Here is a 25,477-nt window from a genome sequence, read left to right on the forward strand (position 1 = left end):
TAGCAACGTTAATCGGGTCAGGAAAGGATTTTCGCGAATGAGTATGTTGGATGCCCACATTCCGCAGTTGGTGGCGTCGCAGTCGGCGTTCGGCGCGAAGGCGGGTTTGATGCGCTCGACGATCGGTCAGGCCGAGCAGGAAGCGTTGTCGGCGCAGGCGTTTCATGCCGGTGACGGTGCTGCGGCGTTTCAGGCCGCGCATGCCCGGTTCGTGGCGGCGGCGGCGAAGGTGAATTCGCTGTTAGACATCGCTCAGGCGAATCTGGGTGACGCTGCGGGTACGTATGTGGCCGCCGACAGCGCTGCGGCGAGCAGCTACCCGGGTTTTTAGAAAGGACTTGTGATGTCACAGATCATGTACAACTACCCGGCGATGCTGGCGCATTCGGCGGATATGGCGGGCTATGCGGGCACTATCCAGAGCTTGGGTGCCGACATCTCTGCTGAGCAGGCTGCGTTGCAGTCGGCGTGGCAGGGTGACACCGGGTTGAGCTACCAGGCGTGGCAGGCGCAGTGGAATCAGGCGCTGGAGCAATTGGTGTTGTCGTACCGGGCGATGGCCAGCACGCACGAGAGCAACACGACCTCGATGCTGGCCCGTGACTCGGCCGAAGGCGCCAAGTGGGGCGGCTAGTCAAGGCGTAAGCACGATCGATCCGATGGTCTGACGGCCCTGCAAGTCACGATGCGCCTGTGCGGCATCGGCCAGCGGGTAGCGGTGGCTCACTTCCACGCTCAGCGAACCATCGGCGATCGCGTCGAACAATTCGCCTGCGCGCCAAGCGAATTCTTCGCCGGTCCGGGTGAAGTGCACGAGCCCCGGCCGGGTTAGGAAAACCGAACCGGCCGCGTTGAGCCGTTGCGGGTCGACGGGGGGCACCGGCCCGCTGGACGCGCCGAACAACGCCAGCGTTCCCCGCACCGCGAGGCTGGCCAGGCTGGCATCGAACGTGCTCGCCCCGACGCCGTCGTACACCGCTGCCACTCCGTCGCCCGCGGTCAGTTCGCGGATCTGCGCGCCGAATGCCTCCGCGTCGTCGCCCGGATAGTCCAGCACCTCGCTGGCCCCAGCCCGCCGCGACCGCTCGGCCTTTTCCGGTGTCGACACGGTCGTGATCACGCGAGCGCCTCGATGCGTCAGCCATTGCGTCAGGATCAGGCCGACTCCGCCGGCACCCGCGTGCACCAGCACGGTGTCACCGGCCTGGACGGCGTACACCGAGGTGATCAAGTAGTGCGCGGTCAGGCCCTTCAGCAAGGCCGCGGCGGCGACGTCCAAGCCGATACCGGTTGGCACGGGAGCCGCGAATTTCGCCGGGGCGGTACTGAATTCGGCGTAGGAGCCGGACGAGGCGACGGCGGTGACGACCCGGTCGCCGACGCTGTGTTCGGTCACGCCGTCGCCGACGGCGGCCACCGTCCCGGCCACTTCGTTGCCCAGCACGAATGGCACCTGGCGCGGATAAGCGCCTGACCGGAAATAGGTGTCGATGTAGTTGACGCCGATCGCCTCGGCCTGAATCAGAACCTCACCCGGTCCCGGGGACGGCTGCGGCCGCTCGACATAGCGCAGGACTTCGGGACCGCCGGTTTCGCCAACTTCGATTGCGTGCATGCCCACTATCATCCGCAGGCATGGAGTCCGCATGAAGTTGGCCCGTCCAGACATTCGTCATCCCCGGATCGTGCTGGCCGGCTCTGCGGACGGTGACGATGCCGGTCTGGAGGGGGCACTGCGTCGGCGTGGCCTGCACGCGCACTGGTTGGCCTGGGACGATCCGCGCACGCTGGACGCCGACCTGGTGATCCTTCGGGATAGCAGCGATCGCGCCGAGTTTTTGGCATGGACGACGCGGGTGGCCAACCTGCTCAATGCGCCAGAGGTCGTCGCCTGGAACGTCGGCCGCCGTCATCAGCGCGACCTTGGCCGCGCCGGCGTACCTGTGTTGCGCGGTCGCCGCCCCTCGCGCGCTGCGGTACGCACGGCGCTGGTGTTTCTCGGGGGAGTGCAGTCTCACGCGTTCGTCGAGAATGCGGTGGTGGACGCCGATTTCGAGCTCTGGGAACTCGGGCAAGCCGCCCTGCAGGCCGCGGCCGACCACGTCGGTATCGGAGTGGAGGAGCTGCTGTATGCCCGCGCGGACGTGGTCGAAGACGCCGGCGACGCCGAACTCGCCGAGTTGGACCTGGTAGCGCCGTTTCTGGGTTGGACGTTGCTCGGCGACGACGCCCGCGAAGACGCGCAGCGTCAGTTCGCGCTCTGCGTCGAGTCAGCCCTCGACCGATTGGACCTGGGTCCGCTCTCGCATCGACGCCCATAGCGCTGCGGTGGCTGCCGTGCAGATCGCCGCCCCGGCGACGTGGACCGCCACCAGGGCCGCCGGCACGCCGGTGAAGAACTGCACGGTCCCGACCGCGGCCTGACCGAACACCGCCGCTACCAGCACGGTCAGCCGCATCAACACCGGCCGCGGTGCGTGCACGGCGAGCAGCCCGAATCCCAGTCCGATCAGGAGCGCCAAATAGGCGATCAACAGCGAGGTGTGCGCATGCACCAGCGTGGTGATTTCGATCCGGAGTCGCGGCACTGTCCGGTTAGGGCTGGTGTCACCGGCGTGCGGGCCGGCGGCAGTGACGAGCGTCCCGGCCAGTAAGACCGCGGCCAGCGTCAGCGCGCTCAGCGCGGTCAGCATTCGCAACGGTCTCGGGACCCGCGAGTCAACGGCCCCGTCGTCGGGCTGGCCGACTTTGACGAACAACAACACCGACAACCACACCATCAGCATCGACGTCAGCAGATGGATCGCGACCGTCCACCAGAGCAGTCCGGTTCGTACCGTGATGCCCCCGATCACCGCCTGCAGCACCGTCGACGCCGGCATCAACCAGGCGTACACCAGCACCTCGCGCCGTCGGTGAGCACGGATTACCGCCAGCACCGCCAGCACCGCGGTGAGGACCACGGCGAAGGTGATCATGCGGTTGCCGAATTCGACGGCTTGGTGGATCCGGGGCACCTCGGAGTGCGCGACGGGCGTGAAGCTGCCCGGGAAGCACTGCGGCCAGGTAGGACAGCCCAACCCCGACGCGGTGACGCGGACGATCGCCCCGGTGACGGCGATGCCGCCCTGGGACAGGATCACCAGGGCCGCGATGACTCGCTGAGCGTGCAGACTCGGTCGCGACAACCGCCGCAGTGATTGCCCGATAGGCATCGCCCGATCGTAGGGCAATGAAAACTACGTCACGTAGTAGGGCTGGATCTCGGGGCTGAGGCGTCGACATGGGCCAGCATGAGCCGCTTGGCCCGCCGGCCCGCGCCTCGGTCGCCGAGCAGTTGGATCTCCTGATTGGCCGACATCGCGAAGCCATTGAGCGCGGACACCAGGTCGTCGGGATCGACGTCGTCGCGCAGCTCGCCGGCGGTCTGGGCCGTCACCACCAGCTCGCGCAGGAAGCCTCGCCATTGACGGACGAGGTGCTGCACGGCATTTCGAAGCTCACCGGGTTGTCCGTCGACTTCGCACGACGCCGCCGTCATGAAGCATCCGTTCGGGAACGGGCCGTCGGCCAGGTAGCTGCACCAGTGGTCGACCACCGTCTTGAGCCGCGGCAATCCCGCCGGGCGGTGCAAGCCGGGCTCGACCACGGCGCCGGTGAACATCTCGCCCACTTTCGCGACCACAGCGAGTTGGAGCTCTTGCCGGGAGCCGAAGGGGCCGACAACCCCCGCCTTGCTCATGCCGAGCGTCTCCGCGAGTGACCCCAGGGTGATGCCACCCAGGCCGTCGCCTGACGACTGGGCGACACCCGCCGTCACGATGCGCTCGCGGGTCTCGAGCGCGACCTCCGCCGAATTCCTCATCCTCCCCACTTTACCGAACGGCTGTATGCTAATTTAGCGATCGGCTGTTCGCTAAATTTACGAGAGGATGCCGATGAAGGTGCGTTGGCTCGGCTGGGCAGGGTTCGAGATCGAAGCGGCGGGAGAGAGCCTGGTCATCGACCTGCTCGGGCGCCCCGAGGGGGTGCTGGAGGGCACCTCACTGGAAGCGCCGATGCCGACGGTGGTGCCGCCGCGATACCCGGGCATGGTCGTTGCCGGGTTGTGCACGCACCTGCACCGCGACCACACCGATGCCGACGCGCTCGCGGCCGCCCTGCGGCCGGGCGCACCAGTGCTTCATCCCACCTCGTTCGGAGGCGACGATCACGAAAACCTGTGGACACTCAAGGCGGATGCCGAGCTCGATCGCAACCGCTTGTCGCGCATGGCAATGAGCTACTGGCAGACGACCACGGTCGGGCCATTCACCATCGCCGCGATACCCGCCGTCGACACGTTGGGCGATCCGCAGGTCTCCTGGGCGGTGGAGGCCGACGGCAAGCGGATCATCCATCTCGGCGACAGCATGTACCACGGCTATTGGTGGCGGGCCGCCCACCGGCACGGCCCGTTCGACGCGGTCCTGACACCGGTCAACGGGCCGACGGTGTGCTTCCCGCATTGCCAGCCACCTAGTCCGTTCCCCTCGACTCTCGACGACCGCCACGCCGCCGTTGCTGCCCGCCTGCTCGGTGCGAAGCTGGCGATTCCCATGCATTACGACGGGTTTCACATCGACGGCTTCTATCAGACCCGGCCCGACGAGCTCGGCCGCTTCCTCGACGCAGCCGCTGACGAGCCGTACGAGACCGCACCACTCGTGCCGGGCGACGAGATCAAACTCTGATGCTCGTGGCCAACGTGAAGCCACCGTCACGCTGGCCGTCGAACGTGACGCTGCTTTCACGTTCGAACTCGCTGGCGTCAGGTGAAGCGAAACCAGCGCAGGGCGCCGAGTCCGGCCAGCGTGGCCCACGCGACGAGCACCGCGACGCCGAACCAGTCCACCGACAGGCTCATCGCCCGAGACAATGACTCGGTGAGCGCCCCGGCCGGAGTGAGCCGCGCCGCCCATTTGACGGCGGCGCCGATCATGCCGGATTCGACGGTCAGCGCGCCGAGCCCGGCGAAAACAAACCACAGCAGGTTGGCCACCGCGAGCACGATCTCGGCGCGCAGCGTCCCACCGAGCAGTAGGCCGAGCGCCGCGAACGTCGCGGTGCCTAAGGCAATGACCGCCGCGCCGAGCGCCAAACCAAGTGGGTGCGGCCGCCAGCCGACCGCAAAACCTATGGCGCCCAGAATGATCGACTGCAGGAACACCACGGTCACCACCGCGGCCGACTTGCCGGCGATGATGCCCCACACCGGCAAGGCCGTGGCACCGAGACGCTTGAGTGCGCCGTAGCGCCGATCGAAAGCCACCGCGATGGCCTGGCCGGTGAATGCGGTCGAGATCACCGCCAGCGCCATGATCGCCGGGACGAAAGTGGCGGCACGGTTGTCGCCGAACGACCCGAACGGCAGCAGGGTGAGACCGATCAAAAGTGTGATCGGGATGAACATCGTCAGCAACAGTTGTTCGCCGTTGCGCAGCAGCAACTTCAACTCCAAACCGAACTGCGCGGCGAGCATCTTCGGCACCGCGGCCGGTCGCGGGTCAGGGGCGAAAGTGCCTACAGCAAAGTAATTTTGCGGGTTCAATGGCGCCACTCCTCCCCATCGCTGCGCTCTGCATCGTCGTCGGCGCGGTTCATGAGCGCAACTCCCGACCGGTCAATTCGAGAAACACGTCTTCCAGACTGCGCTGCTCCACCCGCAAATCGGTGGCGAGCACGTTGATCTGTGCGCACCAGGCGGTGACCGTGGCCAGCACCTGCGGGTCGACGGTTCCCTCGACCAGGTACTCGCCTGGCGTCGACTCGCAGGCCCGATAGTCCTCAGGCAGCGCCGACACCAGCAGCGACAGGTCGAGCCGTGGGGGAGCGCTGAACCGTAGTTGCCCTTTGGCGCCGCTGCGGGTCAGCTCCGCCGGGGTCCCGGACGCCACCGTCACGCCGTGGTCGATGATGACCAGCCGATCGGCGAGTTCCTCGGCCTCCTTGAGCTGATGGGTGGTCAAGACCACGGTGACGCCGTCGCGACGCAGCGCATCGATCAGCTCCCACACCAGGATTCGGGCCTGAGCATCCATCCCGGCAGTGGGCTCGTCCAGGAACACCAGCTCCGGCCGGCCGACCAGCGCGCAGGCCAGCGCGAGCCGCTGTTGCTGACCGCCCGAAAGCCGTCGGTAGGTGGTACGCGCCGCGTCGGTCAGGCCCAAGGTGGCCAGCAACCAGTCCGGATCCAGCGGATCGTCGGCGTACGACGCGACCAGTTTCAGCATCTCGCCGGCGCGGGCCGCGGGATAGCCGCCGCCGCCCTGCAGCATCACGCCGATGCGCGGCCGCAGCCGGGCGTTGTCTGTGATCGGATCAAGCCCGAGCACCTCGACGTTGCCCGCATCGGGACGGATGAATCCCTCGCACATCTCCACGGTCGTCGTCTTGCCGGCACCGTTGGGGCCCAGCAGCGCCAGCACCTCGGCGGTGTGCACCTCGAGATCCAGTTGAGAGACGGCGGTGGTCGAGCCGTACTGCTTGACGACCCCGCGCAGGCGCACGGGGGTTTGGGAAGCGAGGCTCACGACGATTTAGCGTAAGCGCCGGACACGGGATCGGGTCGCGGGGTCTGCCCGTCGGGTCTTGGATCCTGGTCGAGAGCGGTGGGGTCACCGTTGGGCAGCGGCCGCCATGGGAGTCGGTCGTAGGTCAGCGCGATCAACAGCAACACCACCACCGTGCTGGCGACCGTGGCGTCGACGATCTGGAACAGCGCGAAGCGGTCGCCGTTGGCTGTCGGCCCGAAAACCCCGATGACGATCGTCACCACGATGACCGCAATCCGGAAGCCGGGCCGGGTAGCCCACGCCGCCAGCGGGATGATCGCCCACAACAGGTACCAGGGTTGCACGACCGGGAATAGCAGCACACATCCGCCCAGCGCGACCCCCAGCCCCCCGACCGGATGCAGCCGGCCGCGGAGCACGGACACCAGCAGCCACGCGACCATCACGGCGATGATCAGCACGCCGATGCCTCGGGTCAGGGACAGCACCGCGGTGGTGTGATCACCGAGGCCCAACAGAATGCCGACCTGCCCCGTACCGAGCGCGATCAAAGTCGGTGGCGACATCCAGCTGCGAACCACGTTCGCGGTGCCGAGCGTGTAGATCCACCCGAAGCCCAGCCGGCTGGCCGATCCGACGGCGGCCATCACCGCCAGCGACAGCACCGCCATCAGGCCGCCGGCCAGGAAGAACGCTCGAAGGCCGCCGCCGTAACGCTGAGCCAACGCCATCGTCACGAAGCCCAGTGCGAGCAACGACGGCAGTTTGATCTGCGACGACAGCACGATCAGCACCGATCCGGCCAGCAGCATGCCGAGCGGCGCCCAGTCGGCTCGCACGCCGCTCGCGCGCGGCCACGGCCGGGGCCACAGCGGGCGGGCGGAATCCCCAGTCTCCAGCCCGCGCAGGGCCAGTTCGGTGCCGGTGAGCATCAGACCCAGCATCGGCGCCTCGTTGTGGATGCCGGCGACCAGATGCATGATCAGCAGCGGATTGGCGGCTCCCAGCCACAGCGCACTCACCTCGGCAACCCCGCAGCGACGAGCCAGCCGCGGCGTCGCCCACACGATCAGGCCGACCCCGAGCAGCACCACCAGCCGGTGGCAGAGCACGGCGGCGACGATGTTCTCCCCGGTCAGCGCCGAGATTCCGCGGCCGATCCACAAGAACAGCGGGCCGTAGGGCGCGGGTGTCTCCCGCCAGAGGCTCGGGACCGACAACGTGAAGACGTGCCCCAAGCCCAGACCGGTCGCTGGGCCCACCCGGTACGGGTCGAGGCCCAACCGGGCGATCTGGCTCTGCGCCAAGTAGGAGTAGACGTCCTTGCTGAACATCGGCGGGGCGATCAACAACGGCAGCACCCAGAGCAGCAGCGTGCGGTCCAGTTCGCCGCGCGACATTCGCCGGTTGCCGAGTGCGAACCGGCCCAGCATCAACCAGGCCAGCGCCATCATCGTCGCCCCCGTGGTCGTCATGGTCAGCGACACTGTCTGGATGCGGGACGGCAGGTTGAGTAGTCGGACACCGAAGGTGGGGTCCTGCACTACCGGCCGCGCCCCGGCGCCGAGCGCGCCGATGGCCATCAGGACCGTGCCCGTCGCGCCGAACACCCGGGTGCGGCGAAGCGCTCGCTCCTCGGCGTCGTTCAGCGGCTGGCCCACCGCCTGCTCGTCGCCATGCAGGCTGGCGATCGACGAGCTCAGCGAATGGTGGCGTTCTGCCATCACAGCAGCGTAACCGCCCACAAAATACCGCCGAAGAGGTCAGGTGTGACCAGCGCAACCACGGCAGAGGGTAGCCTTGCTAGACCCGTCACCAGAATTGCGTCACACTGGTGTTGTGAAATTCCCCCCGCCCGTCTCCAGCGCCGAAGCAGCAGCCGCTGCCGCGACGCATGACGGTCAGACCCGCAGCGCCGTCATCCGGCTGCTGTTGGAGTCCGGGACTATCACCGCCGGACAGATCGGCGAACGACTCGGCCTGTCGGCGGCGGGAGTGCGACGCCACCTCGACGTCCTCATCGACGTGGGGGAGGCCGAGTCCGTTCCCGCCGCGCCGTGGCAGCAGGCCGGACGAGGACGCCCGGCCAAGCGTTACCGCCTGACCGCGACCGGACGGGCGAAGCTGGACCACAGCTACGACGACCTCGCGTCGGCGGCGATGCGTCAGCTGCGCGAGATCGGCGGCGAAGAAGCGGTCCGCAGTTTCGCCCGTCGCCGCATCGACACGATCCTGTCCGACGTCGAGGCGGCCGAGTCCGACGCTGACGAGGAGATCGAGGCGACCGCCGAGCGGATTGCCGGCGCGTTGTCCAAAGCCGGCTACGTCGCAACCACCACACAGGTGGGCGGTCCGATCCACGGCGTGCAGATCTGTCAGCATCATTGCCCGGTGTCGCACGTCGCCGAGGAATTCCCGGAGCTGTGCGAAACCGAGCAGCAGGCGATCGCGGAAGTCCTCGGGACTCACGTGCAGCGGCTGGCGACAATCGTCAACGGCGACTGTGCCTGCACCACCCACGTGCCGCTCGCCGCGGCGGACACCACACCGACTGAACTTCGGCGCACAGCCCGCGCCGAAGCCACCACGAGCACCAAAGGAGTGTCGTTATGACCCTCACCCCGGAGGCCGCCAAGACGGCCGTACCCGAGACGCTGACCCAGGAGGAGACGATCGCCTCGCTGGGCCGCTACGGCTACGGCTGGTCGGACTCCGACGTGGCCGGTGCCAGCGCGCAGCGTGGGCTGTCGGAGGCGGTGGTCCGCGACATCTCGGCCAAGAAGAGCGAGCCCGAGTGGATGCTCGAGCACCGGCTCAAGGCGCTGCGGATCTTCGAGCGCAAGCCGATGCCGAACTGGGGGTCCAACCTCGAAGGCATCGACTTCGACAACATCAAATACTTCGTGCGGTCGAGCGAGAAGCAGGCCGCCACCTGGGACGACCTGCCCGAGGACATCCGCAACACCTACGACAAGCTGGGCATCCCCGAGGCGGAGAAGCAGCGACTGGTCTCAGGCGTGGCGGCGCAATACGAGTCGGAGGTCGTCTACCACTCGATCCGCGAAGACCTCGAGGCCCAGGGCGTCATCTTCCTGGACACCGACTCTGGGTTGCGTGAGCATCCCGAGATCTTCCAGCAGTACTTCGGCACCGTGATCCCGGCCGGCGACAACAAATTCTCGGCGCTGAATTCCGCTGTGTGGAGTGGTGGTTCGTTCATCTACGTCCCGCCGGGGGTGCACGTCGACATCCCGCTGCAGGCCTACTTCCGGATCAACACCGAGAACATGGGCCAATTCGAGCGGACGCTGATTATCGTCGACGAGGGCGCCTACGTGCACTACGTCGAGGGCTGTACCGCGCCGATCTACAAGAGCGACTCGCTGCACTCCGCGGTTGTCGAGATCATCGTCAAGCCCGGCGGCCGTTGCCGCTACACCACGATCCAGAACTGGTCGAACAACGTTTACAACCTGGTCACCAAGCGGGCCCGGGCCGAGGCGGGCGCGACCATGGAATGGGTCGACGGCAACATCGGATCCAAGGTCACGATGAAGTACCCGGCGGTCTGGATGACAGGTGAATACGCCAAAGGTGAGGTGTTGTCGGTCGCGTTCGCCGGCGAGGGTCAGCACCAGGACACCGGCGCCAAGATGCTGCACCTGGCGCCCAACACGTCGAGCAACATCGTGTCCAAGTCCGTCGCGCGCGGCGGTGGCCGGGCCTCCTACCGCGGTCTGGTGCAGGTGAACAAGGGCTCACACGGCTCGCGGTCAAGCGTGAAATGTGATGCGCTGCTGGTGGATACGATCAGCCGCAGCGACACCTACCCTTACGTCGACATCCGTGAGGACGACGTCACGATGGGGCACGAGGCCACCGTGTCCAAGGTCAGCGACAACCAGTTGTTCTACCTGATGAGCCGCGGGCTGACCGAGGACGAGGCGATGGCGATGGTGGTGCGCGGCTTCGTCGAGCCGATTGCCAAGGAACTCCCGATGGAGTACGCCCTGGAGCTCAACCGGCTGATCGAGCTGCAAATGGAAGGCGCGGTCGGCTAGTGACGGGATTGACTGAAGCGGTTGAGGGTTCGGCCCTCGCCGCTGCCAACAAGGGTGAGCTGTTCTCGTCGTTCGACGTCAACGCCTTCGAGGTGCCGGGCGGCCGCGACGAGCTCTGGCGGTTCACCCCGCTCAAGCGCCTGCACGGCCTGCACGACGGTTCGGCCCACGCCACGGCGTCGGCGAAGATCACCGTCGGTGACGCGGCCAATGTGCGGGTCGAGAACGTGCGCCGTGGTGACGAGCGACTCGGGCAGGGCGGTGTACCCGCCGACCGGGTTGCCGCGCAAGCTTTTTCGTCGTTCAACGCCGCGACCATCGTTTCCGTCGACCGCGACACTCAGGTGGCCGAGCCGATCGAGATCACCGTGGAGGGGCCCGGCGCCGGCGCGGTGGCCTACGGGCACTTGCAGGTGCGGGTCGACGAGCTGGGCGAAGCGGTCGTCGTCATCGACCAGCGCGGCAGCGGAACCTACGCCGACAATCTGGAATTCGTCGTGGGTGACGCGGCCCGGCTGACAGTCGTCTGGATCGCCGACTGGGCGGATGACGCCGTGCATGTGAGCGCGCATCACGCCCGCCTCGGCAAGGACGCCGTGCTGCGCCACGTCGCGATCACGCTCGGCGGTGACGTGGTGCGGATGACCGGCAACGTGCGTTTTGCCGCGCCCGGCGGTGACGCCGAGTTGCTCGGTCTGTACTTCGCCGACGACGGGCAGCATTTGGAGTCGCGCCTGCTGGTCGATCACGCGCAGCCGGACTGCAAATCCAACGTCCTCTATAAGGGCGCGCTGCAAGGTGATCCGGACTCGAAGCGACCGGATGCCCACACCGTGTGGATCGGCGATGTGCTGATCCGGGCCGAGGCGACCGGCACCGACACCTTCGAGGTCAACCGCAACCTGGTGCTGACCGACGGTGCCCGCGCCGACTCGGTGCCCAATCTGGAAATCGAGACCGGTGAAATCGCCGGCGCCGGGCACGCCAGTGCCACCGGAAGATTCGACGACGAGCAACTGTTCTACCTACGTGCCCGCGGCATCCCTGAAGAGCAGGCCCGCAGACTGGTGGTCCGCGGCTTCTTCAACGAGATCATCGCCAAGATCGCGGTACCCGACATCCGTGAACGCCTGACCGCAGCCATCGAACACGAACTGGCCATTACCGAATCGAGAACCACCGCATCATGACAACCCTGGAAATCAAAGACCTCCACGTCAGCGTCGAAAACGCCACGGACGGCGACGATATCGGCATCCTCAACGGCGTCGACCTGACGATCCGCTCAGGCGAGACCCACGCGGTGATGGGTCCCAACGGCTCCGGCAAGTCGACGCTGTCGTATGCGATCGCCGGGCACCCCAAGTACCGCGTCACGTCCGGCTCGATCACACTCGACGGTCAGGACGTGCTGGCCATGAGCGTCGACGAGCGCGCCCGCGCCGGGCTGTTCCTGGCCATGCAATACCCAGTCGAGGTGCCCGGTGTGTCCATGTCGAACTTCCTGCGTTCGGCCGCCACAGCGGTCCGCGGTGACGCACCGAAGCTGCGGCACTGGGTCAAAGAGGTCAAGGCCGCCATGGAGGAACTGGACATCGACCAGGCCTTCGGCGAACGTAGCGTCAACGAAGGGTTCTCCGGCGGCGAGAAGAAGCGCCACGAGATCCTGCAGCTCGGACTCCTGAAGCCGAAGATCGCGATCCTCGACGAAACCGACTCCGGTCTGGATGTCGACGCGCTGCGCGTGGTCAGTGAGGGCGTCAACCGCTACGCCGAAGCCGAACACGGCGGCATTCTGCTGATTACGCACTACACCCGGATCTTGCGCTACATCCGTCCGCAGTTCGTCCACGTCTTCGTCGGCGGCCGGATCATCGAGTCCGGCGGTCCGGAACTTGCCGACGAGCTCGAAGAGAACGGCTATGAGCGCTTCACGAGTCACACGGCCGCCGCTTCGGGGGCCTGACATGACGGTCTCGGCCACTCGTCCCACGACGCTGGATGTCGCGGCGATTCGGGCCGACTTCCCGATCCTGAGCCGGGTCATGCGGGGCGGCAACCAGTTGGCCTACCTGGACTCTGGCGCGACGTCGCAGCGTCCGATTCAGGTCTTGGACGCCGAGCGGGAGTTCATCCTCACCTCCAACGGAGGGGTGCACCGCGGCGCGCATCAGCTGATGGAGGAGGCGACAGATGCCTATGAGCAGGGCCGCTCTGACATCGCGGCATTCGTCGGCGCCGACCCCGACGAGCTGGTGTTCACCAAGAATGCCACCGAAGCGCTCAACCTGGTCTCATATGTGCTGGGCGACAACCGTTTCGATGGTGTAGTCGGCCCCGGTGATGTCATCGTCACCACCGAGCTCGAGCACCACGCGAACCTTGTCCCGTGGCAGGAGCTGGCCCGCCGGACCGGCGCCACGCTGCGTTGGTACAGCGTCACGGACGACGGCCGGATTGACCTGGAGTCACTGCAGCTCGACAGCAGCGTCAAAGTGGTGACGTTCAGCCATCACTCGAATGTCACCGGCGCGATCGCCCCGGTCGCCGAGCTGGTGGAACGGGCCAAAGCGGTCGGAGCTTTGACGGTGCTCGACGCCTGCCAGTCGGTGCCGCACCAGCCCGTCGACTTCCACGCCTTCGGCGTCGACTTCGCCGCGTTCTCTGGGCACAAGATGTTGGGGCCCAACGGAATTGGTGTGCTCTATGGGCGAGCCGAACTGCTCAATGCGTTGCCGCCTTTCATCACCGGCGGCTCCATGATCGAGACCGTCAGCATGGACGCAACCACCTTTACCGCGCCACCGCAACGCTTCGAGGCCGGCACACCGATGACCTCGCAGGTCGTCGGACTAGGTGCGGCGACCCGTTACCTCGGTGCGCTCGGCATGGATGCGGTCGAAGCCCACGAACGCGAGTTGGTGGCCGCCGCGATCGAGGGATTGCGCGGCATCGACGAAGTGCGGATCATCGGGCCGACGTCGATGGAAAATCGAGGCTCGCCAGTGTCTTTCGTGGTCGACGGTGTGCACGCCCACGACGTGGGCCAGGTGCTCGACGACGACGGCGTGGCCATCCGGGTGGGGCACCACTGCGCGATGCCGCTGCATCGGCGATTCGACGTCGCAGCGACGGCGCGCGGGTCGTTCGCGGTCTACAACACCATGGACGAAGTCGACCGGCTGGTGGCCGGCGTGCGCCGTGCCATCGACTTCTTCGGCAGGGTGTGAGCCGACATGCGCCTCGAGCAGATGTATCAAGAAGTGATCCTCGATCACTACAAGCACCCGCAGCATCGCGGTCTGCGCGAACCGTTCGGCGCGGAGGTCTATCACAAGAATCCGACCTGCGGCGACGAGATCACGCTGCGCGTGGCGCTCTCAGAGGACGGGGAGACCGTCGAAGACGTCTCGTACGACGGGCAGGGCTGCTCGATCAGTCAGGCCGCCACCTCGGTGCTCACCGAGCAGGTCATCGGCCAAAGCGTCGGACAGGCGTTGAAGACGGTGACGGCGTTCAACGAAATGGTGTCCTCGCGTGGGAACGTCGAGGGCGACGAAGACGTGTTGGGCGACGGGGTGGCGTTCGCCGGAGTTGCGAAGTACCCGGCCCGGGTCAAGTGCGCACTGCTGGGCTGGATGGCGTTCAAAGATGCGCTGGCCCAAGCAAGTCACGACGTTGAGGAGGTCAACAGATGAGTGAAATTGTGGCGCCGGACGACGAACTGCTCGGTGACATCGAGGAAGCGATGCGCGACGTCGTCGACCCCGAGTTGGGTATCAACGTCGTCGATCTCGGGCTGGTGTATGGCGTGAACCTCGAGGAAGCGGAGGAGGGCACCGTCGCGCTGATCGACATGACGCTGACGTCGCCGGCCTGCCCGCTCACCGACGTCATCGAGGATCAATCCCGAAGCGCGCTGATCGGTGCGGGGCTGGTCGACGAGTTGCGGATCAATTGGGTGTGGAACCCGCCGTGGGGCCCGGACAAGATCACCGATGACGGCCGCGATCAGCTGCGCGCCCTGGGGTTTACCGTCTGACGTGCTGTAAACGTCCGGTTAAAGCGCCGATTTTCACTGGTTAAAAGTCGCGAGAGTGGGAACTTCCACGCAAAATTGTGGGACCGAATGGAAAGGGGACCGCTCGATGACGAAGAAACTGGTGATGCTGGCGGCGTGTGTCGCTGCGCTGGGTATGAGCAGCGGCGTGGCGTACGCCGATGACGACCCTAAGCCGGCACCGACCGACTCACCTCCGTCGGGCGGGCCGTTGTGCAACGTGATGGGCGGCGACGACGGCACCAAGTGGGAGCTTGCGCCGTGCGGTTGGGCGTATGGCGACAACAAGGGCTGGTACCGGGTTCCGTAGCCGCTGCCCCCGCTCATTACTGTTCACCTGCGCAGGGTTTGAATCGCACCGGCCTTGGCTAACATCGTGAAGGTGACGGACGCCAAGAAAGCACGCGAGATCACGCCGCCGGGAAGCGAAGTTCCTCCGCACGTCGTCGTGATGTTCGGCGCCACGGGCGATCTGGCACAACGCAAGCTGTTACCGGGTCTGCTTCACCTGTCGTGCTCGAAACTGGCTCCCGAGATGCGGGTGATCGGCACGTCGCTCGACGAGATCGACAGCGATGCTTTCCGCAAGCTGGCGCAGAAGGCGTGCAAGGAGTTCGCCCATCACAAGGTCACCGACGAACTCTGCGAGCAGTTCATCAGCAACTTGACCTTTGTTCCGCAGCAGGCCGGACCGGAGGCGCTGGCCAGCGCGGTCGCCGAGCAGACCGAAGCGCTCGGCGGCGACGACGTCCGGCTGCTGCACTACCTGAGTGTCCCGCCCAAGGCGGTGTTGTCGGTGATGGACACCCTGCACAAGGCGGACCTCGCAGAGAACTCCCGCGTCATCATGGAAAAGCCGTTCGGCGTCGACCTGGAAAGCGCGCGGGACCTCAACAAGGCTATTCACGAGCGGTTCGACGAGGAGCAGATCTTCCGGATCGACCACTTCCTCGGCAAGGAAGCCGCCCAGAACATCCTTGCGTTCCGGTTTGCCAACGGCCTCTTCGAGCCGATCTGGAATCGCCAATTCATCGACCACATTCAGATCGACGTGCCAGAGCGACTCACCGTCGAGAACCGCGCCCAGTTCTACGAGGCGGTCGGGGCTTTCAAAGACATGGTGGTCACCCACCTGTTCCAGATCCTTGCCTTCGTCGCAATGGAGCCACCCACTGAACTGGCGTCAGAGGCGATCAGCAGCGAGAAGAACAAGGTCTTCCGCTCGATGCGTCTTCTCGACCCGAGCCAGGTGGTACGCGGCCAGTACCGCGGCTACCGCGACATGCCCGGCGTCTCGCCTGAGTCGGATACCGAGACGTTCATCGCGCTCAAATGCGAAATCGACAACTGGCGTTGGGCCGGCGTCCCGTTCTTCCTGCGCACCGGCAAGGGACTGGCCGAGGGGCAGCGCATCATCTCGATCGCGTTCCACGAGCCGCCGCGCAGCATGTTCCCGCCGGGATCCGGTGTGGGACAAAAGGGTCCGGACCACCTGACCTTCGACCTCGCCGACGTATCCCGGATGTCGCTGTCCTTCTACGGCAAGCGGCCGGGACCCGGCATGAAGCTGGACAAGCTGAGCCTGCAGTTCACCATGGAGGAGACCGGGCATGCCGGTGACGTCCTCGAGGCCTACGAACGACTGATCCTGGACGCGATGCGTGGCGACCGGACGTTGTACAACACCGCGGAAGGCATCGAACGGCTCTGGGAGGTCTCGGCACCGCTGCTCGAGGACCCGCCGCCGGTCCGCAGTTACGACATCGACTCGTGGGGTCCTAACGCCGTCCACCCGCTGATCGCGCCGCGCGCATGGCGTTTGCCGTTCGAACGCGGTTGGCGCGGAAAGAAGTAACGGCGCCTCAGCGCCAGGGCAAGTCGCTGTTCTCGCCCCGCCACCGGGATGGCGGAATCATCGGTGCCCCACGCAGTCCCGACGCTTCGACGTGGCGTAGCGCAGCCGCAAGGTGCTGTTCCATGCGGCGCTGAGCCTTCACTGAATCCTTGGCCGTGATCGCGGCTGCGATCGCCCGATGCGACTTGGCGGCTTCGTCGCGATCGAACTGGCTGATGTTCTGCTCGGCCGCTGCCCACCGGACAGCCTGTTCCACCGCCGCCAAAACCGTTGTCAGCAAGGGGTTTCCGCTCGCCTGGACCAGAAGCTCGTGGAATTCGTGATATCCGGTACCGTCGGGCGCGATGCCGTTTCCGGCCACGGCGGCGATGCTCGCACGTTGAACCGCGGTCGCGTGTTGGGCGACGTGCGCGGCGGCGGCGGGCTCGAGCATGATCCGGAAGGACAGCAAGTCGCCCCAGGTCGCCCCGGTGAGCGTGAACAATTGCACTAGCGAGCGTGCGACCCGCTCTGGCTCGGGATGCCGGATCCGTACGCCACTGCGACCCTGGCTGGTGGTGGTGAGCCCCTCGGCGTCCAGCAGCCGCAGCGCCATCCGCACCGTTTCCCGGCTCACTCCGAGCTGGCTGATCAATTCGCTTTCGGTGGGAAGCGAGTCGCAGGGGGCGAGTTCACCGGAAAGAATCTGCCGGCGCAGGGTTGCGGCGACGACGTCGGGCGCGCGGGAGGGCCTTGCGACTGTCATACGACTTAGTATACTAAGTATTTATGGTGTTCGTGCCCGCCAGCGCCGTGCTCACCGGCGCCTTCCGCCCGATGCGATTCGAAGCGACCGTCGAGGATTGTGTGACGATCTTCGGCGAGATCCCGAAAGACCTGGCCGGCGGCTTCTACCGGGTCGGGCCGACCTTCAAGAGACCGACCCGCCAGGGCGCCAACGGATTGCTGGCGATGGACGGCATGGTCCAGGCGCTCGTCTTCGACAACGGACGCGCCGACTTCCGCAACCGCTGGGTCCGCACACCCAAGTACTGCCTTGAGGACAAGCATCAGCGCGGGATGTTCGCGTGGTCCGACGGCGAGTGGACCGATTGGCGCAACATCGGTTTCGGCGCCGCGCTACCCGACGAGCACACTCGCGGTATACCGCAGGGCACCAACAACATCAATTGCTTTCCGTTCGCGGGGGAGATCCTGGCATCGGGCGAGCAGGGCAGCCCGCCGGTGGCGTTGGACCCCGTCACGCTCGAGACGCGTGGGGTCGTGCCGTGGTCTGCGCAGCTGTCCCGAGGGATCTTCGACAAGGCCGGCTACGGCGACGCCGCTTTCACCGCCCACCCGAAATGGGACAACGCCAGCGGCACGCTGTACGGCTGGGCCTACAGCAACCACCAGCCCTATGTGACCGTCCACGTCGTTGCACCCGACGGCACAGTCGCCTCCCGTGAGCTGTGGGATGCGCCGTACACCAGCGAGGTGCATGACATGTGGCTGACCAAGGACTGGATGGTGTTGCCGTTCCAGGGATTCGCTTTCGACCCGGACCGTATTGAGCGGGGCCTGTCGGTGCAGGTCTGGAACCCCGAGCTGCCGATTATGCTCGCCTTGATACCTCGCGACGACGTCGAAAACGGCGAAATCCGTTGGATAACTGCACAAATCGATCAACAGTATGTGATGCACACCCTGGCGGCCGACGTCGACGGTGACACGTTGACGCTGGATGCGCCCATCTTCGAGCGCCCGCCGTTCCCCTTGGACATCGACGGGTTCGAGGGCGAAGACGTCCAGCTGTTCTTCAATCTCGCGCGCAGCACACTCGGACGCTGGACGGTCGACTTGAAATCCGGCGGCGTGAAATCCGAACTGCTTGACGACCAGCCCTGTGAGCTACCCAAAGTCGACGAGCGTTTCTACGGACAGGGCCAGCGATGGGGCTATCTGATCGGCGGTGACCCCAAAGGCAAGGGCATGCGCATGCACAGCTTGGTGGTCCGCGACCGCCTCAGCGGCGACGAGCAGCGGTACCGGCTCCGGCACGACCGGCCGTCGCTGGTGATGGAGCCGACCTTCGTGCCCCGCACCCCCGAGGCGGCCGAAGGCGACGGCTATCTGATGGTGCCGATCTCTCGGTGGACTGAAAACCTTGGCGAATACGCCATTTTCGACACCGACGACATCACTGCCGGCCCGATCTGCCGGATCGAGATCCCGTTTCTGCTCGGCTTCACCCCCCACGGACACTGGATGGACTTCCGATGACCCTCACCGATACCGAAGAGGCCGAGCTGCGGGCTTCGGTCCACGGCATCGTCGCCGCATTCGGCAACGAATACTTCACCCGCTGCAGCGAAACCCTGCAGCACCCCACCGAACTCTGGGACGCGCTGGCCGCCGGCGGATTCGTCGGCGTCAACTTGCCAGGCGAATACGGCGGCGGCGGAATGGGATTGAGCGCGCTGAACGTCGTCGCCGAGGAGGCCGCCGCGGCGGGCTGTCCGCAGATCATGTTGATGATCTCACCGGGAATTGTCGGCAGCCTATTGGCCAGGCACGCGACCGACGAGCAGAAGCGGCAGTGGCTGGCGCCGATGGCGGCGGGGTCGACGAAGATTGCTTTCGCCATCACCGAGCCGGACGCCGGCTCCAACAGCCATCAGCTGGCCACCACAGCGTGCCGCGACGGCGACAAGTATGTCATCAACGGCCAAAAGACCTACATCACCGCCGCCGACCAGGCCGACGCCCTGCTCGTCGTCACCCGTACCGGCACCGATGCCCAAGGGCGCGCACAACTTTCACTCTTCCTCGTCGACCGCGACACACCCGGTATCGAGATGAATCGCATCCCGATGACGTTTGAAATAACCGACAAGTCGTTCACGGTGTTCTTCGACGACGTCGTGGTTCCGGCAGACCGGCTGGTCGGCGGTGAGGGCAACGGCTTGCGGGTTGCGTTTGACGGGATGAATCCCGAGCGGGTGATCATCGCCGCGATCTGCAACGGCGTCAGCCGTTATGCGCTCGACAAGGCCGTGGCTTATGCCCGAGAGCGCCGAGTGTGGCAGGTCCCGATCGGCGCGCACCAGGGCCTCGCACATCCCTTGGCGGAAGCCAAGATCGCGCTGGAGGCCGCGCGGCTGATGACGCACCAGGCCGCCGCCGGTTTCGACGCTGGCGCCGACCCCGGCGAGCACAGCAACATGGCCAAGTTCCTGGCCGCCGACGCCGCCATCCGATGCCTCGATCAGGCGATCGAGGTGCATGGCGGCGCCGGCTTCACCCGTGAAGTAGCGCTGGCCAACATGTACGAGTTCGTCAGGCTGTTCAAGACAGTGCCGATCAGTCGCGAAATGATCCTCAACCACATCGCCCAGCACAGCCTCGGATTGCCACGGTCGTACTAGCGGTCGTGGTGCTTGCCGCCGTGCTCGGGGCAGCTGCCGTTCTCGGCGGCCTGAATGTTGATCTTGGTCGCCTGCAACGCTCCGCTACCGTCGCGGCTGCCGTGGGCCACCAGGCACTTGCCCTGAGCGATCGCGTGGGCGTCCGCGGGCGTCTTCTTGGTGTACTTCGTCGTATCGGTGACGTTCACGGTCGTCGATGACGGATTGCCCTGGGCGTCAGTCCCGTTCAGCGTGATGGTGTTGCCGGCGACGGAGGCAACCTGACCATGCGGCGGGATCTGGTGGTGCGGTTTGTCGCCGGCCGGGTGGGTCGGCCCGGGGCACTTCCCGTCGACCGCCGGGCTGACGCTCACCCCACGGGCATCGATGGGGCCGTTCGCCGGCGCGTCTGCGTGGCGATCGGGATGAACCCACACGCAGCTGCCGGGCGTGACGTCGCTCAGCTGCGCCGGGGTGATCTCGGCGATCGCGGTCGACGGTGTGAAGTCGACCGTGGTCGGACCGGACTTGGCAGTCACCTGGATCGCGCCGCCCGACACCGAGTCGATCAGGCCCTTCACCCAGTCCTTGCCCTTGCCCGGTGCCGACGATGTCGACGAGGTGGGGGCGCTTGCGGCGTTACTCGACGGGGCGGGCTTGGTCTCCGATGAGCTTCCGCAGGCTGCGAGCGACAGTGCGGTGACGCCGGTGAGCGTCGCCATCGCCAGCCGGCTCATACCGAAGGATGGGGAAATGACAGACATCGACAGTCCTTTCGAGACGTATGGGTGCGCTGCGCCGGCCGGGCCGGCGGCGCCTATCACCATGGGCGAGCCAGCTAGGTGCCGGCCCTCGCTCAGTTATGAGCCAGCTGTGCGTTGGCGGCATCGCACGCAGAAACACCTGGTGGAAGGAGGATTTGTCTCAGTGGTGATGGTGGTGCAACCACGGCAGGTGGAAATGGTGATGGGGGCGACCCATAGGTGGGCACGGTTCGAGGTCGATCGTCGTGGCCTGGAGGACACCAGCGGCCAGGCTTCCCTGGGTCGCCATGCACTTACCGTTCTGGATCGCCTGGGCGTCGACAACACCGTGCTTGGTGTACGTCGTCGTGTCGGTCACCGTGACTGTGGTGTGCGTGGTTTGGCCTGCGGGGTCGACGCTGTTGACCTTGATCGCGTTGTCGGCGACGGAGTCCACGATGCCGAACACGGCCCCGGCTGGATTCGGTGGAGGTGGACACCTGTGCGCCACGGAAGGGCTGATCTCGACGGATTGCGCGGTAACCGCCCCGTCGGCGCCCTGCGGCACCGGCCTGACGTTGACGCAATCGCCGGGCTTGACGTCGGTCAGCGCGCCCGAGCTGAGTTCGGTGATCATCGTCGTCGGCGTGATGTCGACCGTGGCCGCACTCCGATCCCGCTGGGTGAGTTGGATGGTGTTGCCGGAGACCGACCTGACTAGGCCTTCGACGTGGTCTTTGCCGACCGGCGGCGGCGGCGGAGAGGGCGGCTTCGGCGCCGGTGGTGGTGGTTGGCTGGCGCCGGCTTGGGGTGGGCTCGAGGGATGCTCGTCCGACGAGCTGCAGGCAGCGACCGTCACGGCGGCAGCGCCGACCAGCAGACACGTGAGGACTCGCGTCCGCAGAGGACACGGCGAAGAGGCGGGCATGGCGATATCTCCGATCCGGACTGACATCAGGTACCCGCTCGCGCGCTGCTCTAACAAGCGATGCGGGGAACACCACGACGGCGGCATGCGTTGACATTCTCGTGACTACCCAAGAACTCACCGCCGCGCAGTTCAACGACACGATCAATGGCAACGACATCGTGCTCGTCGACTTCTGGGCGTCCTGGTGTGGGCCGTGCCGCCAATTCGCGCCGACCTTCGCCGCCTCCGCCGAGAAGCACCCCGACGTGGTGCACGCCAAGGTGGACACCGAGGCAGAGCAGGAGCTTGCCGCGGCCGCGCAGATCCGGTCGATTCCCACGCTGATGGCCTTCAAGAAGGGCAAGCTGATCTTCAACCAGGCAGGCGCCTTGCCGCCGGCCGCGTTAGAAGATTTAGTGCAGCAGGTGAAGGACTTCGACGTCGACGCGGCGATCGCATCACAAGAAGGCACGCAAGCCTGACCTGAGTCCACCCGCGCGCGGGCTGGCTTCCAATGACTGACTGCTCTGCTCAGCGCTTCGTTATCGCGTTAACGTTCAACGGTGAGCATGGTCCTCGTCGAACACCCGCGCCCGCACGTTGCGCTGATCACCCTGAACCGGCCCGAGCGGATGAACTCCATGGCGTTCGACGTGATGGTCCCGCTCAAAGAGGTGCTGGACAACGTCACCCACGACAACTCCGTCCGAGTCGTGGTCCTGACCGGGGCCGGGAAAGGCTTCTCCTCTGGAGCCGACCACAAGTCGGCCGGTTCGGTGCCGCATGTGCAGGACCTGACCAGACCCAGCTACGCGCTGCGTTCGATGGCGGTCCTTGACGACGTCATTCTGGCCCTGCGCAAGCTGCACCAACCCGTCATCGCCGCGGTCAACGGCGCCGCCATCGGCGGTGGATTATGCCTGGCGCTGGCCGCCGACATCCGGGTTGCGGGGCAGAGCGCGTATTTCCGCGCGGCGGGCATCAACAACGGATTGACCGCCAGCGAACTGGGGCTGAGCTATCTGCTCCCGCGGGCCATCGGATCGTCACGGGCCTTCGAGATCATGCTCACCGGACGCGACATCGATGCCGAGGAAGCCGAACGTATCGGCCTGGTGTCGCGACAGGTGCCCGACGACTTGCTCCTGGAGACCTGTTTTGACATGGCCGAGCGGATCGCTGCGTTCTCCCGGCCGGGTGTCGAGTTGACCAAGCGCACACTGTGGAGTGGACTGGACGCCGCTAGCCTGGAAGGGCACATGCAGGCCGAAGGTCTCGGACAGCTCTTCATCCGCCTGCTCACCGGCAACTTCGAAGAAGCGGTTGCCGCGCGCGCCGAGAAGCGCCCGCCGGTTTTCACCGACGACAAGTAATCAATCCGCCAAGGAGAGTGACGTGATCACGGCTACGGACCTCGAGGTCCGCGCAGGTGCGCGCACACTTCTCTACGCGGATGGCCCAGCCCTGCGGATTCAGCCCGGCGACCGGATCGGGCTGGTCGGGCGCAACGGGGCCGGCAAGACCACGACGTTGCGCATCCTGGCAGGTGAGGGGGAGCCCTACGCCGGAGCCGTGACGCGCACCGGCGAGATCGGTTATCTACCGCAGGATCCGAAAGAGGGCGACCTCGACGTGCTGGCCCGCGACCGGGTGTTGTCGGCTCGCGGTCTGGACACCCTGCTCACCGATCTGGAGAAGCAGCAGGCCCTGATGGCCGAGGTCGCCGACGACGACGCGCGCGACCGCGCTATCCGCAAGTACGGCCAACTCGAGGAGCGTTTCGCCGCACTCGGCGGGTACGGCGCCGAGAGCGAGGCGGGCCGCATCTGCGCCAGCCTCGGCCTGCCCGACCGGGTGCTGACCCAGCAGTTGCGCACCCTGTCCGGCGGTCAGCGGCGCCGGGTGGAGTTGGCGCGCATTCTGTTTGCCGCTTCAGATACCGGCGCCGGCTCGGCCACCACGCTCCTGCTCGACGAGCCGACCAACCACCTCGACGCCGACTCGATCGGCTGGCTGCGGGACTTCCTGCGCAACCACACCGGCGGGCTGGTGGTCATCAGCCACAACGTCGACCTGCTGGCCGAGGTCGTCAACCGGGTCTGGTTTCTCGACGCGGTCCGCGGTGAGGCCGATGTCTACAACATGGGATGGCACAAATATCTCGACGCCCGCGCCACCGACGAGCAGCGCCGCCGTCGGGAGCGCGCCAATGCGGAGAAGAAGGCCAACGCACTGCGCGCCCAGGCCGCGAAGATGGGCGCCAAAGCCACCAAAGCCGTTGCGGCACAGAATATGCTGCGCCGTGCCGACCGGATGATGGCCGCACTTGACGAGGAGCGGGTGGCCGACAAGGTGGCCCGGATCAAATTCCCCAGTCCCTCAGCATGCGGACGCACGCCCTTGACCGCCTCGGGGCTGACGAAGACCTACGGCTCGCTGGAAATTTTCACCGGCGTCGATCTGGCGATCGACCGGGGTTCGCGGGTGGTGGTACTGGGCCTCAACGGCGCCGGCAAGACGACGCTGTTGCGATTGCTGGCCGGTGTCGAGCAAGCCGACGCCGGAACGATCGAGCCCGGACATGGTTTGAAGATCGGGTATTTCGCGCAAGAGCACGACACCCTCGACGACGGAGCAAGCGTGTGGGAGAACATCCGCCACGCCGCGCCCGATTCCGGTGAGCAGGAGTTGCGCGGCCTGCTGGGCGCCTTCATGTTCAGCGGCGGCCAACTCGAGCAACCGGCGGGCACGCTGTCCGGCGGTGAGAAGACCCGACTGGCACTGGCTGGGCTGGTGGCCTCCACCGCCAACGTGCTGTTGCTCGACGAGCCGACCAACAACCTCGACCCGGCATCGCGCGAACAAGTTCTGGATGCACTGCGCAGCTACGCTGGCGCCGTCGTGTTGGTCACCCACGACCCGGGGGCCGCCGAGGCACTCGACCCCCAACGCGTCGTGCTGCTGCCGGACGGAACCGAAGACCATTGGTCCGACGAATACCGGGAACTCATCGAGCTCGCCTGACCCTTGGCCCAATCTTTGCGCTATAGCACAGGATTTGGTCAATTCGCCCCGCCGCTGCACCCAGGTTCTTAATCTGTGTCTCTGGGGCTCGAAGTTGAACCGGGGAGGGGCCGATGAGGAAATCGAAGAAGCCGCGCGAGCAGGTGCTGCAAGAACTGCGGAGCGCCTACGAGGGCGGGGCCAGCATTCGGACGCTGGTGGGATCGACGGGCAGGTCGTACGGGTCAATCCACAGCATGCTGCGCGAGTCCGGAACCACGATGCGCAGTCGCGGTGGCCCTAACCACCGCTCCCGAACACGTTGAGCGCGCGTTGAATTAGCTCTGGCGGACCGAACTCTCGACCAGATCGAGGACAGCGCTCAACAACCGGGTGTCTTCCCCGGAAGCCACTTTGGCCACCAAGCCGTCCAGCACCAAGTCGAGGTAGCACTGCAGCACGTCGCTGGGCACGTCGTCGCGAATCCGGCCGGCCAGCTTCCGCCGGCGTAGGCGCTCGATCGTTGCCGCCGTCAACTCCGCTGATCGGTCAGTCCACTCCTTGTTGAACTCCGGGTCGTGCCGCAGCTTCCGCGCGATCTCCAATCGCGTGGCGAGCCAGTCGAACTGCTCAGGCGCCGCCAGCATGTCGCGCATCACCTGTACCAGGCCCTCGCGCGACGCGACGTCGGCCATCCGCTCGGCATCCTCGTGGGCCAACTCGAAGAACAGCGTGTCTTTGTCGCGGAAGTGATGGAATATCGCACCCCGCGACAGACCGATCGCCTGCTCGAGGCGGCGCACCGTTGCTCCGTCGTATCCGAACTCGGCGAAGCAGCGGCGGGCGCCGTCAAGGATCTGACGGCGCCGGGCCGCCAGATGGTCCTGGCTGACCTTGGGCACCCG

General features: G+C 66.2%; 29 protein-coding genes. 19 read left to right on the forward strand and 10 right to left on the reverse strand.

Annotated features, from left to right (window positions below; translation table 11 throughout):
* Positions 1-37 precede the first annotated feature (37 nt).
* Both MKK62_RS20780 and MKK62_RS20785 read left to right on the forward strand, forming a co-directional pair.
* Positions 38-331 (forward strand): WXG100 family type VII secretion target, encoded by a 294-nt coding sequence (locus tag MKK62_RS20780; RefSeq protein ID WP_240258067.1) that lies wholly within the window; start codon positions 38-40, stop codon positions 329-331.
* A gap of 12 nt (positions 332-343) precedes the next feature.
* Positions 344-634 carry a WXG100 family type VII secretion target gene (locus MKK62_RS20785; protein WP_240258066.1) on the forward strand — a complete coding sequence of 97 codons (291 nt, stop codon included), beginning with the start codon at positions 344-346 and terminating at the stop codon, positions 632-634.
* Here MKK62_RS20785 and MKK62_RS20790 read toward each other — a convergent pair whose 3' ends face one another.
* On the reverse strand, positions 635-1,615 hold the full coding sequence (locus MKK62_RS20790; protein WP_240258065.1) for a quinone oxidoreductase family protein: 981 nt from the start codon (positions 1,613-1,615) through the stop codon (positions 635-637).
* 31 nt (positions 1,616-1,646) lie between these two features.
* On the opposite strand from MKK62_RS20790, the gene MKK62_RS20795 reads away from it, so the two are divergent.
* Positions 1,647-2,321 carry a DcsG N-terminal domain-containing protein gene (locus MKK62_RS20795; RefSeq protein ID WP_240264025.1) on the forward strand — a complete coding sequence of 225 codons (675 nt, stop codon included), beginning with the start codon at positions 1,647-1,649 and terminating at the stop codon, positions 2,319-2,321.
* Here MKK62_RS20795 and MKK62_RS20800 read toward each other — a convergent pair.
* Together MKK62_RS20800 and MKK62_RS20805 are read right to left on the reverse strand one after the other, a co-directional pair.
* Positions 2,271-3,233, reverse strand: coding sequence for a COX15/CtaA family protein (locus MKK62_RS20800; protein WP_434084974.1), 963 nt, complete (start codon positions 3,231-3,233; stop codon positions 2,271-2,273). The genes MKK62_RS20795 and MKK62_RS20800 overlap by 51 nt on opposite strands.
* Before the next feature lie 11 nt (positions 3,234-3,244).
* A complete protein-coding gene (locus tag MKK62_RS20805; protein ID WP_240258063.1) occupies positions 3,245-3,865 on the reverse strand; it encodes a TetR/AcrR family transcriptional regulator in 621 nt (206 codons plus the stop codon).
* Between the two features lie 73 nt (positions 3,866-3,938).
* Between MKK62_RS20805 and MKK62_RS20810 the strand changes: the two genes are divergently transcribed.
* Complete coding sequence (locus MKK62_RS20810; protein WP_240258062.1) at positions 3,939-4,733, forward strand: MBL fold metallo-hydrolase; 795 nt, start codon at positions 3,939-3,941, stop codon at positions 4,731-4,733.
* 77 nt (positions 4,734-4,810) lie between these two features.
* Here MKK62_RS20810 and MKK62_RS20815 read toward each other — a convergent pair whose 3' ends face one another.
* From MKK62_RS20815 to mptB, 3 genes are all read right to left on the reverse strand, one after another.
* Positions 4,811-5,521, reverse strand: a complete 711-nt coding sequence (locus tag MKK62_RS20815; protein ID WP_240264024.1) for an ABC transporter permease — start codon at positions 5,519-5,521, stop codon at positions 4,811-4,813.
* A 118-nt stretch (positions 5,522-5,639) separates the two neighbouring features.
* Positions 5,640-6,572, reverse strand: a complete 933-nt coding sequence (locus MKK62_RS20820) for an ABC transporter ATP-binding protein (RefSeq protein ID WP_240258061.1) — start codon at positions 6,570-6,572, stop codon at positions 5,640-5,642.
* Positions 6,569-8,278 carry a polyprenol phosphomannose-dependent alpha 1,6 mannosyltransferase MptB gene (gene mptB, locus MKK62_RS20825; protein WP_240258060.1) on the reverse strand — a complete coding sequence of 570 codons (1,710 nt, stop codon included), beginning with the start codon at positions 8,276-8,278 and terminating at the stop codon, positions 6,569-6,571. Before mptB ends, MKK62_RS20820 begins: the two co-directional genes overlap by 4 nt.
* A 76-nt stretch (positions 8,279-8,354) precedes the next feature.
* On the opposite strand from mptB, the gene MKK62_RS20830 reads away from it, so the two are divergent.
* From MKK62_RS20830 to zwf, 9 genes are all read left to right on the forward strand, one after another.
* A complete protein-coding gene (locus MKK62_RS20830) occupies positions 8,355-9,167 on the forward strand; it encodes a helix-turn-helix transcriptional regulator (RefSeq protein WP_240258059.1) in 813 nt (270 codons plus the stop codon).
* Positions 9,164-10,615 (forward strand): Fe-S cluster assembly protein SufB, encoded by a 1,452-nt coding sequence (gene sufB / locus MKK62_RS20835; protein ID WP_240258058.1) that lies wholly within the window; start codon positions 9,164-9,166, stop codon positions 10,613-10,615. The genes MKK62_RS20830 and sufB overlap by 4 nt, the downstream gene beginning before the upstream one ends.
* A complete protein-coding gene (sufD, locus tag MKK62_RS20840) occupies positions 10,615-11,805 on the forward strand; it encodes a Fe-S cluster assembly protein SufD (protein ID WP_240258057.1) in 1,191 nt (396 codons plus the stop codon). Before sufB ends, sufD begins: the two co-directional genes overlap by 1 nt.
* On the forward strand, positions 11,802-12,581 hold the full coding sequence (gene sufC, locus MKK62_RS20845) for a Fe-S cluster assembly ATPase SufC (RefSeq protein WP_240258056.1): 780 nt from the start codon (positions 11,802-11,804) through the stop codon (positions 12,579-12,581). Before sufD ends, sufC begins: the two co-directional genes overlap by 4 nt.
* A 1-nt stretch (position 12,582) precedes the next feature.
* Positions 12,583-13,845 carry a cysteine desulfurase gene (locus tag MKK62_RS20850; protein ID WP_240258055.1) on the forward strand — a complete coding sequence of 421 codons (1,263 nt, stop codon included), beginning with the start codon at positions 12,583-12,585 and terminating at the stop codon, positions 13,843-13,845.
* A 6-nt stretch (positions 13,846-13,851) separates the two neighbouring features.
* On the forward strand, positions 13,852-14,313 hold the full coding sequence (sufU, locus tag MKK62_RS20855; protein WP_240258054.1) for a Fe-S cluster assembly sulfur transfer protein SufU: 462 nt from the start codon (positions 13,852-13,854) through the stop codon (positions 14,311-14,313).
* Positions 14,310-14,657: a metal-sulfur cluster assembly factor gene (locus MKK62_RS20860; protein WP_240258053.1), complete on the forward strand. Its 348-nt coding sequence runs from the start codon at positions 14,310-14,312 to the stop codon at positions 14,655-14,657. Before sufU ends, MKK62_RS20860 begins: the two co-directional genes overlap by 4 nt.
* A 106-nt stretch (positions 14,658-14,763) precedes the next feature.
* On the forward strand, positions 14,764-14,985 hold the full coding sequence (locus tag MKK62_RS20865; protein ID WP_240258052.1) for a hypothetical protein: 222 nt from the start codon (positions 14,764-14,766) through the stop codon (positions 14,983-14,985).
* A gap of 141 nt (positions 14,986-15,126) precedes the next feature.
* A complete protein-coding gene (gene zwf / locus MKK62_RS20870) occupies positions 15,127-16,530 on the forward strand; it encodes a glucose-6-phosphate dehydrogenase (RefSeq protein ID WP_240264023.1) in 1,404 nt (467 codons plus the stop codon).
* Positions 16,531-16,537: 7 nt separating this feature from the next.
* Here the strand turns inward: zwf and MKK62_RS26475 are convergent, their stop codons facing one another.
* A complete protein-coding gene (locus tag MKK62_RS26475) occupies positions 16,538-17,275 on the reverse strand; it encodes a FadR/GntR family transcriptional regulator (RefSeq protein ID WP_286670869.1) in 738 nt (245 codons plus the stop codon).
* A gap of 23 nt (positions 17,276-17,298) precedes the next feature.
* Between MKK62_RS26475 and MKK62_RS20885 the strand changes: the two genes are divergently transcribed.
* Together MKK62_RS20885 and MKK62_RS20890 are read left to right on the forward strand one after the other, a co-directional pair.
* Positions 17,299-18,792: a carotenoid oxygenase family protein gene (locus MKK62_RS20885; protein WP_240258051.1), complete on the forward strand. Its 1,494-nt coding sequence runs from the start codon at positions 17,299-17,301 to the stop codon at positions 18,790-18,792.
* Positions 18,789-19,937 (forward strand): acyl-CoA dehydrogenase family protein, encoded by a 1,149-nt coding sequence (locus MKK62_RS20890; protein WP_240258050.1) that lies wholly within the window; start codon positions 18,789-18,791, stop codon positions 19,935-19,937. Before MKK62_RS20885 ends, MKK62_RS20890 begins: the two co-directional genes overlap by 4 nt.
* On the opposite strand, the gene MKK62_RS20895 is transcribed toward MKK62_RS20890, so the two are convergent.
* Positions 19,934-20,680 carry a DUF5666 domain-containing protein gene (locus tag MKK62_RS20895; RefSeq protein ID WP_240258049.1) on the reverse strand — a complete coding sequence of 249 codons (747 nt, stop codon included), beginning with the start codon at positions 20,678-20,680 and terminating at the stop codon, positions 19,934-19,936. The genes MKK62_RS20890 and MKK62_RS20895 overlap by 4 nt on opposite strands.
* Positions 20,681-20,840: 160 nt before the next feature.
* Positions 20,841-21,587 (reverse strand): DUF5666 domain-containing protein, encoded by a 747-nt coding sequence (locus tag MKK62_RS20900; RefSeq protein WP_240258048.1) that lies wholly within the window; start codon positions 21,585-21,587, stop codon positions 20,841-20,843.
* 101 nt (positions 21,588-21,688) lie between these two features.
* Between MKK62_RS20900 and trxA the strand changes: the two genes are divergently transcribed.
* From trxA to MKK62_RS20920, 4 genes are all read left to right on the forward strand, one after another.
* Positions 21,689-22,051 carry a thioredoxin gene (gene trxA, locus MKK62_RS20905; RefSeq protein WP_240258047.1) on the forward strand — a complete coding sequence of 121 codons (363 nt, stop codon included), beginning with the start codon at positions 21,689-21,691 and terminating at the stop codon, positions 22,049-22,051.
* Between the two features lie 87 nt (positions 22,052-22,138).
* On the forward strand, positions 22,139-22,942 hold the full coding sequence (locus tag MKK62_RS20910; protein ID WP_240264021.1) for an enoyl-CoA hydratase: 804 nt from the start codon (positions 22,139-22,141) through the stop codon (positions 22,940-22,942).
* 22 nt (positions 22,943-22,964) lie between these two features.
* Positions 22,965-24,593: an ABC-F family ATP-binding cassette domain-containing protein gene (locus MKK62_RS20915; protein ID WP_240258046.1), complete on the forward strand. Its 1,629-nt coding sequence runs from the start codon at positions 22,965-22,967 to the stop codon at positions 24,591-24,593.
* Positions 24,594-24,706: 113 nt separating this feature from the next.
* The gene (locus tag MKK62_RS20920; protein ID WP_240258045.1) at positions 24,707-24,898 is read left to right on the forward strand and encodes a helix-turn-helix domain-containing protein; all 192 of its coding nucleotides are present in this window, start codon (positions 24,707-24,709) and stop codon (positions 24,896-24,898) included.
* A gap of 12 nt (positions 24,899-24,910) precedes the next feature.
* Here MKK62_RS20920 and MKK62_RS20925 read toward each other — a convergent pair whose 3' ends face one another.
* The gene (locus MKK62_RS20925) at positions 24,911-25,474 is read right to left on the reverse strand and encodes a TetR/AcrR family transcriptional regulator (RefSeq protein WP_240258044.1); all 564 of its coding nucleotides are present in this window, start codon (positions 25,472-25,474) and stop codon (positions 24,911-24,913) included.
* Positions 25,475-25,477: the final 3 nt, after the last annotated feature.

It is taken from the genome of Mycobacterium paraterrae (assembly GCF_022430545.2).
GTDB lineage: Bacteria > Actinomycetota > Actinomycetes > Mycobacteriales > Mycobacteriaceae > Mycobacterium > Mycobacterium paraterrae.